General features: G+C 73.1%; 10 protein-coding genes. 2 read left to right on the top strand and 8 right to left on the bottom strand.

The window, feature by feature from the left end; all coding sequences use genetic code 11:
* Positions 1–1,215, top strand: coding sequence for a CaiB/BaiF CoA transferase family protein (locus BL253_RS13835; protein WP_076816998.1), 1,215 nt, complete (start codon positions 1–3; stop codon positions 1,213–1,215).
* A 203-nt stretch (positions 1,216–1,418) separates the two neighbouring features.
* Here BL253_RS13835 and BL253_RS13830 read toward each other — a convergent pair whose 3' ends face one another.
* Positions 1,419–2,870 (bottom strand): helix-turn-helix transcriptional regulator, encoded by a 1,452-nt coding sequence (locus tag BL253_RS13830; RefSeq protein ID WP_241834771.1) that lies wholly within the window; start codon positions 2,868–2,870, stop codon positions 1,419–1,421.
* Positions 2,871–3,566: 696 nt separating this feature from the next.
* Here BL253_RS13830 and BL253_RS13825 point away from each other — a divergent pair.
* Positions 3,567–5,396: a DEAD/DEAH box helicase gene (locus BL253_RS13825; protein WP_420801658.1), complete on the top strand. Its 1,830-nt coding sequence runs from the start codon at positions 3,567–3,569 to the stop codon at positions 5,394–5,396.
* A gap of 114 nt (positions 5,397–5,510) precedes the next feature.
* Here the strand turns inward: BL253_RS13825 and BL253_RS13820 are convergent, their stop codons facing one another.
* The 7 genes from BL253_RS13820 to crtI form a co-directional block, all read right to left on the bottom strand.
* Positions 5,511–6,434 carry a peptidylprolyl isomerase gene (locus tag BL253_RS13820; protein ID WP_076816994.1) on the bottom strand — a complete coding sequence of 308 codons (924 nt, stop codon included), beginning with the start codon at positions 6,432–6,434 and terminating at the stop codon, positions 5,511–5,513.
* A 513-nt stretch (positions 6,435–6,947) separates the two neighbouring features.
* Positions 6,948–8,210 carry a serine--tRNA ligase gene (gene serS / locus BL253_RS13815; protein WP_076816992.1) on the bottom strand — a complete coding sequence of 421 codons (1,263 nt, stop codon included), beginning with the start codon at positions 8,208–8,210 and terminating at the stop codon, positions 6,948–6,950.
* 177 nt (positions 8,211–8,387) lie between these two features.
* Entirely contained in the window at positions 8,388–9,464 is a 1,077-nt protein-coding gene (locus BL253_RS13810) for a phytoene/squalene synthase family protein (RefSeq protein ID WP_096335993.1), read from the bottom strand.
* Between the two features lie 120 nt (positions 9,465–9,584).
* Complete coding sequence (locus tag BL253_RS13805) at positions 9,585–10,544, bottom strand: VWA domain-containing protein (protein WP_076816989.1); 960 nt, start codon at positions 10,542–10,544, stop codon at positions 9,585–9,587.
* On the bottom strand, positions 10,541–11,947 hold the full coding sequence (locus BL253_RS13800) for a DUF58 domain-containing protein (protein ID WP_241834770.1): 1,407 nt from the start codon (positions 11,945–11,947) through the stop codon (positions 10,541–10,543). The genes BL253_RS13805 and BL253_RS13800 overlap by 4 nt, the downstream gene beginning before the upstream one ends.
* Positions 11,944–13,047: an AAA family ATPase gene (locus tag BL253_RS13795; protein ID WP_076816987.1), complete on the bottom strand. Its 1,104-nt coding sequence runs from the start codon at positions 13,045–13,047 to the stop codon at positions 11,944–11,946. Before BL253_RS13795 ends, BL253_RS13800 begins: the two co-directional genes overlap by 4 nt.
* A 72-nt stretch (positions 13,048–13,119) precedes the next feature.
* Positions 13,120–14,706, bottom strand: a complete 1,587-nt coding sequence (crtI, locus tag BL253_RS13790) for a phytoene desaturase family protein (RefSeq protein WP_076816985.1) — start codon at positions 14,704–14,706, stop codon at positions 13,120–13,122.
* Positions 14,707–14,918: the final 212 nt, after the last annotated feature.

Genomic DNA, 14,918 nt, shown 5'->3' with positions numbered 1-14,918 from the left:
GTGTCCGGGCCCCTCGAAGGCATCCGCGTCATCGACTTCGGCCAGTTCCTGGCCGGTCCGTTCGGACCGATGCTGCTGGCCGACCTCGGCGCCGAGGTCATCAAGGTCGAGTCGATCCACGGCGACGGCATGCGCCACCACAACGTCGGCCCGTTCCTGGGCTGCCAGCGGGGCAAGCGCGACATCGCGCTCGACCTGAAGAAGCCCGAGGGCCTGGACGTCGCGCTGCGGCTGGTCGCGACCGCCGACGTCGTCCACCACAACATGCAGAAGGGCATCGCCGACCGGCTCGGCATCGGCCACGAGCACTGCAGGGCAGTGCGACCGGACGTCCTGTACTGCAACACGTACATGTACGGGCCGGTCGGGCCGTACTCCCACCTGGGCGGCCTCGACCCGCTTGGCCAGGCGGCCAGCGGCATCGAATGGGAGCAGGGTCCGGTCACCGAGGGCAACCCGCCGCTGTGGTACCGCTACGGGCACGGCGACATCGCCGCCGCCATCCCCTCGGTCTTCGGCGTCCTGGTCGCGCTCTTCCACCGCGCCAACACCGGGGTGAGCCAGTCCGTGTGGACGTCGATCCTGCACGGCAGCATGCTGCACACCGCCGACTCCTGGCTCACCGCCGACGGCACCCCGTCGCCGCGCGGCACGCTCGACCGTGAGCAGCTCGGCCTGGGCGCGCTCTACCGGCTCTACGAGACCCGGGACGGCTGGCTGCAGCTGGCCGCGGTGCGCCCCGAGCACTGGCCGGCGCTGTGCGCGGTGCTGGGCCGCGCCGAGCTCGCGTCCGACCCCCGGTTCGCCACGCCGGACGCCCGCGAGGAGCGCCGCGCCGAGCTCACCGCCCTGCTCGCCGAGGCGTTCCGCGCCGACCGCGCGCTGGCCTGGGTGCGCGCCCTGGACGCGGCCGGGGTGCCGGCCGAGATCTCGGCGGACACCCGCGACGGCGAGACCCTGCTGTTCGACGAGGACCTGGTACGCCTCGGCCTGGTCACCGAGCACGCCCACCCGCTGCTCGGCCGGGTCCGCCAGTTCGGCAACCTCATGACCTTCAGCGACACCCCGACCCGCCCGGAACGGCCAGCACCGCTCTACGGCGAGCACACCCGGGAGATCCTCACCGAACTCGGCTACGACGAGTCGGCCGTCGACGACCTCCACGCCCGCGGAGCGGTCGCCTCCGCGCCCGAGAAATATCCCTATCCGGTGTGAACGCTCATTTTCCGGGCTCAGTATTTCGGGTTCGGGCTCCGGCCCCATTCGGGTTCGGCGGGTTCGCGTCGGTGCCGGAATACGCTGCCGCCGGACAAGGGAGAATCCGGTACCCGGCGCCGGCCAACCCGGTTATTCCACGGGCGGGGCTGTATTTCTGGTTCGCCCGGAGCGCGCCGCCCGGACGGAGCGAACCAGCACATTCACACGAGGGCGCGGAGTTGTTCGTCGAGGTCCCGGACGGGGACGGTGGACTGCCACGGGGCCAGCCGCTGGCGGACTCGCTGGACGCGGCCGAGGCCCAGGGAGAAGTCCGTCTGCGCGACGATGGCCAGCGCGTCGGCGGCGAACCGGCAGGAGCTGTCGATGTCGCGCCGCTGGAGGTGCACCTCGGCGATGTCGGCGAGCAGGAGGGATCGCTTCTTGGTGGCGGCGGGGCCGGCGGCGCGCAGCGCGTCGCTCGCCGCCGCGTAGGCGGCGGTCGGGCGGCGCAGCCGCATCATCGTGGTCACCCGCAGGCCGTCGAGGCGGCCTCGGTCGAAGAACCCGGTCCAGACCCGGTCCGGCGTGTCGGCCTTCGCGAACGCCTCCTGCGCGCGGTCGATCGCGGTGGCCGCCGCGCGGCCGTCGCCGCGCGCGGCCTGCTCCTCGGCCTCCCTGGCGGCGAGCCATGACCTGGTCAGCGGGTTCGCGCCGCGCCCGATCCGGCGCTGTGCCTCGGCGAGCAGCGCGCAGGCCTGGTCGTGGCGCCCGGCCGCGCCCGGCTGGTAGCTCTCGTAGCCGAGGACGCACGCCCACAGCGCCGGGTCGTCGGCCTCTCTGGCGGCCTCGATCGCCACCCGGTAGTAGGCGAGCGCCGAGGCGCTGTCGTTCATGTCGAACGCCAGCCAGCCGGCCAGCGCCGCCGTCTCGCCGGCGGTGCTGGCGAGCTCGCGCCGGATCGGGGAGCGGGTCGTCGACTCGAGCAGCTGGGTGAGGGTGGACAGGTGGCCGGTGACGCGGCCCAGCAGCGTGCGCGCGGGTACCCGCTCCTCCAGGCCGAAAAGCCCGGCGGTGTGCTGGCCGAGCTGGTGGGCGAGCTCCGGGGTGACGGGGCTGCGCTGGCTGAGGGCTGCCGAGAGCCGGTCCCAGGGGGGTTCGTCGGCGGCGCCCGCCGTGGTGCCGATAGGGACGACGGCGACACCGCCGGCCGCCATCATCCGCAGGAATCCGCGCCGCTCGACCGGAATACCGTGCGCGTCCTCGTCGGTGCGCAGGACAATCGGCGACGACGGGTCGACGTGGTTTCGGGAGCTGTTCGTTGCCATGGTGCCTACGACGTGGGGGTCCACGACATCGGCGATACCCAGAATTCCCGCCGTCATGCCCGCCGCGGACGCACCCGTCGACGGGTCGTCGTCGATGAACCCGAGCTCCGCGGATGAGCGGTGGAAAAGAGCGCGCAGCAGTCGCTGGTAACGCAGGCTTGGTTTCTTGTCGCCCTTTTCCCACTTGCAGATCATGTTGCCGGTGACGCCGGCCTCTCGGCCCTCGTGCAGAACCGCGAAACGGCGCAGTTCGACCGCGAGCCGCTCCTGGGACCAGCCTTTCTCCTCCCGGCAGGCGCGCAGTCGGCCGTTAGGCGTGCGCGCGGGTGCCGGCCTCGCCGCGTCCATCTCGGAATCGGGCGGGCCAAGGGGAGGAAGGGGCTGGCCGGGCTGGCGGTGAGCGCCCTGGCCATGGGCGCCACGGCCGGCGGAGCTCTGGCCTGGCGTACCTGGGCCGGCGGTGTTCTGGCCGCGGTTGCCCTGACCGGTGTGGGCACCCCGGGCGACCGTGACGCGACCGCGGTCGGCGGCCAGCACGCGACGCGGTTCTGTCGCAATGGGACGGGCCTCGGTCCCGACTTGTGCCGRCATCGCGCAACCTCCAGGTCAGGCAATRGACACGATCAGCGTAGCCGGTTGGAAAGACAGGTCCACCGGTGCCAGCTTCGGATTTGTTCACGGAACGTGCAGGCCCGAGTTTCGGCAAACAGAATGTAGCCGCCCGTTCGGCACTCTGTATTCAGCCCGTGGCCTCCATGTGGCGCACCGTGACTGCAGGTGCATCTTGTCGTGCAGATGGTCGTCACCAACGCCCGTGCCGCCTACCGTGCTGGAAATTTTCACCCCCTCAATGTGGCGCAGATCACTCTGTTTCACTCTCAGTGACAACCCCAGGTACCAGGCCCGGGCGACCCGCGCCGGCACGGTCATCGCGCCGCCACCCGTTCCGTGCGCCGGGGCGTGCCAGGCCGGGCCGCGCGCCGCGCCGCGCCGCCCGTGCCGGGGGTGGGTGGTTGTCGGTGGTGCCCCATAGAGTCAGAGCCCGTGAGCGTCCGTCCCCAATTCGAGCCAACCCGGCAGATACCGCGGCCGACCGTCGAGACCGTTCCTGGTCCGCGAGCCCAGGGACGCCCGCTGCGGCAGTGGCAGCGGGTGGCGCTGGAGCGTTACCGCACGACCTCGGCCGCCGGTGGCCGCGACTTCCTCGCGGTCGCGACGCCGGGCGCCGGCAAGACGACGTTCGCCCTGACGGCCGCCGCCGAGCTGCTCGCCGCCGGTGTGGTGACGACGGTGTCGGTCGTCGCGCCGACCGAGCACCTCAAGCGGCAGTGGGCGGACGCCGCGGCGGTTGTCGGCATCTCCCTTGACCCGAACTTCCGTAACTCCGCGGGCGCGACCTCGCGCGACTACACCGGCGTCGTGCTCACCTATGCCCAGGTGGCCGCGCATCCAGCACTGCACCTGGCCCGCACCAAGGCCAGGCGGACACTGGTGATCCTCGACGAGATCCACCACGCCGGCGACGCGCTGTCCTGGGGCGAGGCGACGCGGGAGGCGTTCAGCCCGGCCACCCGCCGCCTGGCGCTCACGGGAACCCCCTTTCGCTCCGACGTGAACCCGATCCCGTTCGTCACCTACGTGCCGGGGCAGGACGGGGTGACGCGCAGCGTCGCGGACTCCTCCTATGGCTACTCGGAGGCGCTGCGCGACGGCGTCGTCCGTCCGGTGCTCTTCCTCGCGTACTCGGGTGAGATGAGCTGGCGCACCAGCGCCGGCGCCGAGCTGTCCGCCCGGCTCGGCGAGCCGCTGAACAACGAGCAGACGGCCGCCGCGTGGCGTACGGCGCTGGACCCGAGGGGCAACTGGATCCCCGCGGTGCTCGCCGCGGCCGACATGCGGCTCACCCAGGTCCGCCGCGGCATGCCGGACGCGGGTGGCCTGGTGATCGCGACCGACCACGCGAACGCCCGCGCGTACGCGGGGCTGCTGCGCCGGATCAGCGGCACCGAGCCCACGGTCGTCCTGTCCGACGACCCGACCGCCAGCGACCGGATCGAGGCGTTCCGCCGCTCGACCGCCCGCTGGATGGTCGCGGTGAGGATGGTCAGCGAGGGCGTCGACGTGCCACGGCTGGCGGTCGGTGTCTACGCGACGTCGGTGGCTACGCCGCTGTTCTTCGCGCAGGCCGTCGGCCGGTTCGTGCGCGGCCGCGGCCGGCCGGAGACCGCGTCGGTGTTCCTGCCCAGCGTGCCCGTGCTGCTCGACCTCGCCGGCCAGATGGAGGTCCAGCGCGACCACGCGCTGGACAAGCCGATGCGCGAGCCGGACGGGTTCGACGACGACGCGCTGCGCGAGGCCAACCGACGCCGCGACACCCCCGACAAGCCGGACTCGCCGTTCACCGCGCTGGACTCCTCCGCCGAACTGGACCGAGTGATCTTCGACGGCGGCGAGTTCGGCTCGCCTGTCGCGGCGGGCTCGGCCGAGGAGGAGGACTTCCTTGGCCTGCCCGGCCTGCTGGAGCCCGATCAGGTCGCCACGCTGCTGCGTCAGCGCCAGGCCGCACAGCTCGCCGCCGAGCGTGCCCGCAAGTCCAAGGCGGCGAAGGACACCGCGGCGGGCATGACGCCACCGGCCCAGGCCGGCCCGCCCGCGGCCGAGGAKGACGGCGACCGCCCGGTCCACGAGGTGATCGGCGAGCTGCGCAAGGAGCTCAACCGGCTGGTCGCGGCCAACAACCACCGCTCCGGCCGCCCCCACGGCATGATCCACGCGGAGCTCCGCCGCGCCTGCGGTGGCCCGCCCAGCGGCCAGGCCACCGCGGCCCAGCTACGCGCCAGGATCGACACCGTCCGGAAGTGGAACTCGACCTGACCCGACCGCCTGGGCGGGACCACCGCGCGAGGTCCTGAGACGCCGCCGGGGCTGATCTCGGAGGAGATCAGCCCCAGCGGAGTTGTCGGGTGGCTCGCGGCCCCGGTCAGGCCGTCAGGACGTCGGGCTGGCGGTGGCTGTCGGAGCCGGCGACGCGGCCGGGCTCGTCGCGGGCGCCGGCGACGCGGACCCGGTGGCCGCGGGCTGCTCCTGGTCGATGGTGATCGAGGTGATCTGGGGCTTGGACACGGGAGCGCCGTCCGAGCCGCCCTCCTCAACACCCGGGCTGGTGATCTTGTCGAGGATGTCCAGGCCCTGGGTGATCTGGCCGAAGACGGTGTAGCCGCCGGCGAGCGCCTTCGCGCCCTCCTCGCTCGGGTCGGCGTAGTTGATGAAGAACTGGCTGCCGTTGGTGTCCGCGCCGGCGTTGGCCATGGCGAGCACACCGCGGTTGTAGTTGACGCCCGCGGTGTTCTCGTTCTTGTAGGTGAAGCCGGGGGTGCCCGAGCCGGTGCCGGACGGGTCGCCGCACTGCAGGACGTAGATGCCGGCCTCGGGCCCGAAGGTCTCGCGGTGGCAGGGGGTGTCGTCGAAGTACTTCTGCTGTGCCAGCGCGTACAGCGCGTGCACCGTGCACGGCGCCTTGGCCGGGTCGAGGGTCGCGACCATCGTGCCCAGGTTCGTGTTGATGGTCATCATCGCCGGCTTGGTGCTCACGGCCGGCGCCGCGGCGGGCATCGAGACTTCCTTCGCCGGCGCCTGGCCGGAGGTGTCCTTGGTGTAGACGCAGTCGCCGACCTTGGTGGTGGCCGCGTTCGCGCTCGCGCTCGGGCTCGCGGTGGCCGTGGCGGTGCCGCCGTCACCGGTGGTGGCCAGCACGACGGCCGTGATCGTGCCGCCCAGCACGACCACCAGCGCGGCCGAGACGATGGTGATGATCCGCTGCCGCCGGCGACGGGCGGCCTGCCGGCGCTCCGCCGCTCGCTGCGCTCTGGCCATCTCCAGCTCGCGTCGTCGTCGTGTCTTCGAGTTGCTCACCTACCGGGCCTCCCTGCCCTCCGCGCGCCCTGCTCCTACCGTCCGCGTCCCTGGCCGATCCTGGGGATCAAGGCTGCCGGGTAAGCGAAGTAAGATCTTTTTCGCATACCCTTCACCCTCAGGCCCGCCGACCCGCCCTAGCCTCCTGAGTCCGGCTAAGTGCCGCCTTGGCGTTGCCTTAGCGGAACCTTGGAGACACGGAGTGTCCGACGGTACCCGTCGGCGAAGTTACCGGATGAGGTGCGTTGGCCCCAGCAGCCCGGCCCTGGAGCGAAGGGATCGTGGTTGGGCCAGTTGATGGCCGGCCTTCGTGAGGTTCAGCGGCGGGCGACCGTGCTGGGCGCGGAGGCGCGCCTCGCGGAGGCCCAGCCCACGAGCGAAGCGACGTGGGTCGGGCCGCAGCGAGGTCGCCGTAGCGCCCGTGAGCGCAGGAGGACACGGCGTGGAGTGGTCGTCCGAGCCGCCAGGCGAGGACGGCGCCGGAGCGCCGCGCCCGGACGGAGCGAACCAATGTCACAGCGTTTCGCGGCCGCCCAGGTAGGGACGGAGTACCTCGGGCACCCGCAGCGTGCCGTCCGCCGTCTGGAAGTTCTCCAGCACGGCGGCGAGCAGCCGGGGGGTGGCGACCGCGGTGTTGTTCAGGGTGTACGCGAAGTGGATCTCGCCGCTCGCGGTCCGGTAACGCACGTTCGCCCGCCGCGCCTGCCAGTCCTTCAGCGACGAACAGCTGTGCGTCTCCCGGAACAGCCCGAGCGACGGGAACCAGGTGTTGATGTCGTTCATCCGATACTTGCCTACGCCCATGTCGCCGGTGGCGCACTCGACGACCTCGTAGGCCAGCCCCAGGGCCTGCAGGATCGACTCCGCGGTGCCGAGCAGCTCCGCGTGCCAGCGGTCCGACTCGTCCTGGTCGTCGGCGCAGATGACGAACTGCTCGACCTTCTCGAACTGGTGGACGCGCAGCAGCCCGCGCACGTCCCGGCTCGCGCTGCCGATCTCCCGGCGGAAGCACGGCGAGATGCCCGCGTACCGGATCGGCAGCCGCGCGGCGTCGAGGATCTCGCCGGCGTGCAGGCCGACCAGCGACACCTCGGCGGTGCCGGCGAGGAAGGCGTCGTCGGCCGGGATCTCGTAGATCTCGGCGCGGCCCTTCGGCAGCATGCCGGTGCCGACCAGAGGGGCCTCCTTGACCAGCGAGGGCACCGACATCAGCCGGAAGCCGTGGCCCTGCAGCAGGTCGAGGGCGTACGAGTGCAGTGCCCGCTCCAGCAGCACCGCGTCGCCGCACAGCACGTAGGCCCGCTCACCGGCGACCCGGCGCGCCCGGGCGAACTCGGCCCAGCCGCGCTTCTCGGCGAGGTCGACGTGGTCGAGCGGGGTGAAGTCGAACGTGGGTGGGGTGCCCCAGGCGCGCACGACCGTGTTCGCGGACTCGTCCGCGCCGACCGGCGCGCCCTCCCACGGGATGGTCGGCGTCGCCAGCATCAGCTCGTTCAGCTGGGCGCTGGTCGCGGACAGCCGCTCGCGCAGCTCGGTCAGGTTTCTGTCGAAGTCGGCCTGCTCGGCCCGCAGCTCGGCCTTGCGGGCCACGTCGGCCTTGGCGAACTCCTTGGACCGGGACTTGCGGCTGGCCTGCGCTGTGTCGACCTCGAACTGCAGCTTGCGGCTGTCCTGGTCGAGCTGGAGCAGCTCGTCGACGTCAAGGTCGAGTCCCTTGACGCGCACCGCCTGCTTCACGACGTCCGGGTTCTCCCGGATGAAGCGCTTGTCGAGCATGAGGTCCCGTCGTTCCTGAATGAGTTCGGGGCCGGCGCGCTCTCGGCAGCGAGCGGTCGATAGCGGCGTGGCCGACTGGTACCTAGATGACACAGCTAGGTATACCTAGACGACACGGCTAGGCATCGGCCACGCTATCAGCGCGGCGCAGAGACCATCGGTGCCGTCGAGTGGTTATCAGGTGCCCTTCCGCGGTGACGATGGGCGCTGACGCGGCACGAGGCGTCGTCCCTGGCTGCGCAGCAGGGCGCCGCCGGCGACGGAGAGCCGGCGCGGGGTGCCGACCGCGACCCGGCGGGAAAGCACCTGGTAGTCGGCCTTCTCGATCTCGTCGAGGATGCCGCCGTAGAGCCGGGCCGCCGTCCACACGCAGTCCCGCGAGGTGGGGTGCAGCAGCCGGATGCCGGGGGTGGCGCCGCGCAGCAGCTCGCGGGCCCGGCCGATCTCGTGCCGCAGCAGCCGGCGCACGGCACCGTCGACCACCCCGGTCGCGAGCCTGTCCCGGCTGACGCCGAACAGCTCCATCGACTCGCGCGGCAGGTAGACCCGGCCGCGGCGCAGGTCCTCGCCGACGTCCCGCAGGAAATTGATCAGCTGGAAGGCGGTGCCGAGGTCGCCGGCGTACGGGGCCGCGGCGGGGGAGGAGGGCCCCAGGACCGGCAGCATCTGCAGGCCGATGACGGTGCCCGAGCCGTAGACGTAGGTCATCAGCTCGTCGAACGTGTCATAACCGGTGACGGTGAGGTCCATCGCCATCGACGCGAGGAACGAGTCGAAGTAGCCGATGGGCAGATCCCAGCGGCGGATCGTGTGGATGACGGCCGGTAGCACCGACACGTCCTCCCGACGCGGCGATCGACCGCGACCACCTCTGTGGCCCGTGCCCGGGGAGCCGGCATATGGGTAGCTGGCATCCGGATAGTCGACGGCCGCGGCGCCCTCGGCCACATGGCTCGCGACGGCGTCCGCGCCGCGGCGCAGGGTGTCGACCAGGCGGCCGCCCCAGTCGGCGAGCCACGCGGCCCGATCGGCGGCGGGCAACTGGGAGTCCAGGCTGTCGACGATGTCGTCGGCGTACCGGGCGAACCCGTAGAGGGCGTGCACATACGGCCGCTTCCACGCCGGCAGAAGGAGAGTCGCCAGGTAGTAGGTGCGGCCGTGCTCGGCGTTGAGGCGGCGGGCGGCGGCATACGAGCGGCGCAGCACCGGCTCCGCCGCGATCGCGGCCAGCTCGGCGTCCTGGGCGACGCTCACGGCCCCGACGCTACGGCCTCCCCCGCCGATTCGCCAATGCCCGGCCGGGCGTGATTCCGTGCAGCCGGACCGAAAGGGCAGCCGGACCGACAGGGCGGCCGACCCGGCGGGGGTGGGCGTTCAGGGGAGTCGGCGGCCGAAGGCGAGGCCGAGGGCACCGGCGGCCAGCCCGAGCGCGAGGCTGGCGCCGACGAAGGCCGGGGTGATCTCGCGGAACTCCTTGCGGTAGCCGATCGAGCTGCCCAGGCCCTTGTACACCGAGGTGAGCTCGTCGCCCGAGGTCGCCCGATGGTGTGAGCCGCCGGTGAACTCGGCGATCTGGCGCAGCGCCGGCTCGTTCACCGGCACCGGGATCAGCTGCCCGCCGACGTCGAGCGTGCCGCCGGCGGTGCCGTAGGCGATGGTGTCGACGGGGACGTGCGCGTCCTTGGCCGCCGTGCCGGCCTGGGTATTGGGCCGGCCCCTGGTCGTCTCCCCGTCGGAGAGCAGCACGATCGCCGCTGGCGGCGGGGACTGGCTGGCGTCGGACAGGCGCTCGCCCGCGCTGCTGATCGCCTGCAGCGACGCGTAGATGCCCTCGCCGATCGCGGTCGCCGGGCCGAGCTGCAGGCCGTTGATCGCCGCCCGGACCGCCTCCCGGTCGGTGGTCGGCGGCACCAGCACCGCGGCGCTGCCGGAGAACGAGACGAGCCCCAGGTTGATCCGCGGCGGCAGCTGGTCGACGAACGCCGCGGCGCCCTGCTTGGCCGCGGCCAGCCGGTTCGGGCTGATGTCGGTGGCCGCCATCGAGTTCGACACGTCGATCGCGAGCATGATCGTGGCCCGCTCCCGTGGCACCCGCTGCGTCCTGGCCGGTCGGGCGAGCGCGAAGACCATCCCGGTGAGCGCGAGCAGCATGAGCGCGGCCGGCACGTGCCGGCGCCACCACTGTGGCCGCATCGGCAGCACCGAGGCGAGCGTGGAGGCGGACGCGAGCCGGGCCGCGTAGCCGCGGCGTCGGACCGAGACGACTATGTGCCACGCGAGCAGTGCCGCGACGGCGAACAGCAGCCACAGCCACGGGGCGGACAGGAAGCTCATGTCGTCGTATCGCCTGTTCGGATCGGGCGGACCGTGGCCGCCGGGCGGCGCTGGTTGGCCGCCTCCTTGACGGCGCGTGTCCTCGCCGTCCCGCCTCCGCCCCTGGCACCGCCGCCAGCTCCGCGCAGCGCGGCCTGTCCTCGACGGTTCGCCGCCGCGTACCGGGCGATCTCGATCAGCCAGTCCGTGTCGGTGCGCAGCCGCAGGTGCGCCGCGCCGGCGCCGCGCAGCGCCGCGGCCACGTCGTCGCGGTGGCTGGCCGCGGCCGCCTCGTAGCGCTCGCGGAAGCGGCGCGAGTGGGTGGGCAGGTCGAACAGCTCGCCCGTCTCCGGGTCGACGACGGCGAGCGGACCGACGTTGGGCAGCGCCAGCTCCAGCGGGTCGACGACCTCGACGGCGAGCATGTCGTGCCGGCCGGCGAGCGCCCGCAGCGGTCGCGCCCAGCTGAGGTCGACGGACAGGAAGTCGGACACCACGACCACCAGCCCGCGCCGGCGCACCGGCCGCCGCAGCGCCTCGATCGCCTCCGCGAGGTTGGTGCCCGTGCGGCGGCTCCCCGGCGCCGCCGCACGGCGCGCGGGGGATGCCTGCTGGTGGGCGGGGCCCGCCGGCTGGCCGGCGAACCGGGACGCCCGGGCCGGACGGGTGGCCGGCGCGGCGTCGGGCGCGCGGCGCCCGAGCGTTCCCCGTCCCGGTGGTATGGCGGAGGGCTCGATGGTCAGCAGGGTGCGCAGCAGCGCTCGCAGGCCGGCGCGGCCGGGCCTCGCCGGGATCAGCCGGGTACCGGCGTCGGTGAGCGCGATCGCCCCCATCCGGTTGCCGGTCCGCGCGGTCAGGAAGCCGACGGCGGCGGTGGCGGCGATCGCGAGCTCGCGCTTCTCGCAGCGGGCGCTGCCGAAGCTCTGGCTCGCGGTCAGGTCGACCAGCGCCCAGGTCTCCAGCTCGCGGTCGGCGATCAGGTCGTGCACGTGCGGGACGGTCGTGCGGGCGGTGACGGCCCAGTCCATCCTGCGGACGTCGTCGCCGAACTGGTACTCGCGGCTCTCGGCCTTCTCGCTGCCCTGCCCGGGCAGGATCCCGAGGTAGTCGCCGAGCAGCAGCCCGTCGAGCCGGCGCAGCACGGTCAGCTCCAGGTGGCGCAGCGTCCGCTCCACCACCGGGTCGGTGACCCGCACGTGTGCCCGCCCGCCCGCCGCGGCGGTGCCGCCGGTGCCCTCGGGACCGGTGGTCCCGGCTGGCGCGCGGGTGGGCGTGCCGGACGCCGGGTCGGGGCCCGGCGCGGTCCCGGCCCACGGCCGGCCGATGCCCGGGGTGGGCGGAGAGCCACCCCCCGGAGGTGACCCACCGGAGGACCCCGCGGTGAGCCGGGCAAGCCAGCCCACGCCGGGCCGGGGGTCGGTCATGCCGGCCGGTCCTCGTCCTGGTACTCGGGAAAGCCGGAGGTGACGTTCGGGGACCAGCGGCCATAGGCACCGACCGGGACGCGCGCCCCCGCCTGCTGGCGGGGGGCGACCTGCGGAGCCGGTATGCCGGCGACGATGCGGGCCGCGATGTCGTCGGAGCTCAGACCGTCGGCGAGCGCGTCGTAGGAGAGCACGAACCGGTGCGGCAGGACGTCAAGCGTGACCGCGCGCACGTCGTCCGGCACGGTGTAGTCCCGCCCGCGCAGCAGCGCGAGCGCCCGCGCGGCCGCGATCAGTCCCAGCGAGGCGCGCGGCGACGCGCCGTAGGTCAGCACACCCGCCAGGTCGGGCAGGCCGTGCGCCTCCGGCGCGCGGCTCGCCAGCACCAGCCGGACGGCGTAGTCCATGATCGCGTGATGGACGAAGACCTCGTCGGCCCGCTCCTGCAGGCGCACCAGGGTCGTCGGGTCGAGCACCCGGTCGGCCTTCGGGGGGCGCACCCCCATCCGCCGGACGATCTCCAGCTCCTCGCCCGCCGTGGGGTACGGAACGTTGACCTTCATCAGGAACCGGTCGCGCTGCGCCTCGGGCAGCGGGTAGACGCCCTCGGACTCGATCGGGTTCTGGGTGGCCAGCACCAGGAACGGGACCGGCAGCCGGTGGGTGACGCCGCCGAGCGAGACCTGCTTCTCCGACATGACCTCCAGCAGCGCCGACTGCACCTTCGCCGGTGCCCGGTTGATCTCGTCGGCGAGCACGAAGTTGGCGAAGATCGGGCCAAGCTCGATGTCGAACGTCTCGCGGCTGGCCCGGTAGACCCGCGTTCCGACGATGTCGGACGGGACCAGGTCGTTGGTGAACTGGATGCGCACGAAGCTGCCGCCCACGACGTCGGCCAGCGTCTGCACGGCCAGCGTCTTCGCCACGCCCGGCACACCCTCCAGCAGGCAGTGCCCACGCGCCAGGAGCGCGACCAGCATCCGTTCGACCATGTGGTCCTGGCCGACGATGACCTTCTTCACCTCGAACAGCGCGCGTTCCAGCAGCGCCGCGTCGCTGGTCGTGTCCGGTGCGGCCAGCGCCTCCTCCCGATCTTCCATGGGTCCATTCTCCCAGCCGCCCCGGGAAACCGGCAGGGAAAGCCAAGGCTCGGCGGGGCTCGTCCCGTTTGTTTACGGTTTCTTAAGGCGGTTACGGTTTCTTAAGGCGGTTAGGGGCGCGCGCGTACTGGCCGGGAGTAGCCGGGCGCCGCGGCTCCCGACGACACGTTCCGCCGCCAGCCGCCCGGAGATCAACACCATCGGCACGCCGACGCCCGGACGGGTGCCGCTGCCGGTGAACACGACGTTCTCCAGGCCGGGAGCCAGGTTTCCAGGCCGGAACGGGCCGGTCTGCCGGAAGGTGTGCGCCGCCGCGAACGGCGCGCCGGCCGTCATCCCGCGCGCCTGCCAGTCCGCCGGCGTGGTGATCGACTCCACCTCCACCGAATCGCCAAAACCCCGGTATCCCTGGCTCTCCAGGGCCGCGACCACCTCTTCGCGGTAACGCGGGCCAATCACCGACCAGTCCAGCCCCGCCCCGGTCACCGTGTTCGGCGTCGGGAACAGCACGTGGAACGCGTGCCCGCCCGCCGGCGCGAGCGCGGGCTGGGTCACCGACGGGACGCTCACCAGGAACGACGGGTCGGTCATCAGGTCGCCCCGCCCGATGATCTCGGTGAACGTCCGCCGCCAGGCATGCCCGAAGTGGATCGTGTGCTGGGCGGCGGCCTGCGGGCGGCCGGCGTCGGGATGGGCGGCGGCGCTCGCCCCCGCGAGCAGCAGGAAGCATGACGGCGAGTAGCGCAGCCGGGCCAGCCGCGCCGGCGCCACGGCCGGCGGCAGCAGCTCCCGGTAGGCGGTCGGCAGGTCGGGATTGAGAACCACCACGTCGGCCGCGATCCGCTCGCCGTCGGCGGTACGCACCGCCACCGCCCGCCCGGCCCGGACCTCCACCTCGGTGACCTCGGTGCCATAGCGCAGCGTCACGCCGTGCTTCGCCGCCGCGGCCGCCATCGCCGTCGGCACCGCGTGCATCCCACCCTCGGCGTGGAACACGCCCGCCACCGAGTCCATGTAGGAGATCACCGCGTAGACCCCGAGCGCCTGGCTCGGCGCCAGGCCGGCGTACATCGCCTGGAACGAGAACAGCCGGCGGGTCCGCGGGTCACGCAGGTGGGCGCCGACCAGCCGGTCGAGGCGGCGGAAGGCCCCGAGCGCCGCCAGGCGCGCGAGCGACGGGCGCAGCAGCCCCAGCGGCGAGTCGAGCTGGGCGTCGATGAAGTCGCGCATCTCGGCCCGGTAGATCGCGCTCACCAGCTCGACGAAACGCCGGTAGCCGGCGGCCTCCGCCGGGCCGCACAGCGCCTCGATGCCGGCGGCCGTCGCCTCCGGGTCGGCCCGGACGTCGAGCGTCGACCCGTCGGCGAAGCGCGCCCGGTACATCGGGTCGAGGGGACGCAGCGTCAACCAGTCGGCGAGGTCCTCGCCGACGGCGGCGAACGCGTCGGCGACCAGGTCCGGCATCGTCAGCACCGTCGGGCCGGTGTCGAACTGGTAGCCACCGGCGCGCCACACCCCGGCCCGCCCGCCGGGAACGTCCGCCCGCTCCAGCACGGTCACCCGCCGGCCGGCCCCGGCCAGCCGCAGCGCCGCGGACAGCCCGCCCAGGCCCGCGCCGACCACCACCACATGGTCCGTCGGCCCAGTCACCGTCCGCACGGCTGTATTTCTGGTTCGCTCCGTGCGGGCACGGCGCTACGGCCCCTTACTCGCTTCGCTCCCAAGGGACCTCCGCGCCGTGTCCTCCTGCGCTCACGGGCGCTCCGGCGACCTCGCTGCGGCCCGGACCACGTCGCTTCGCTTGTGGGCCGGGCCTCCGCGAGGCGCGCCTCCGCGCCCAGCACGGTCACCGTGCGCTGAAACGTCACCAG

The sequence above is a fragment of the Pseudofrankia asymbiotica genome (assembly GCF_001983105.1).
In the GTDB taxonomy this organism is placed as follows: domain Bacteria; phylum Actinomycetota; class Actinomycetes; order Frankiales; family Frankiaceae; genus Pseudofrankia; species Pseudofrankia asymbiotica.
This window is presented reverse-complemented; position numbering and strand designations above follow the sequence as displayed.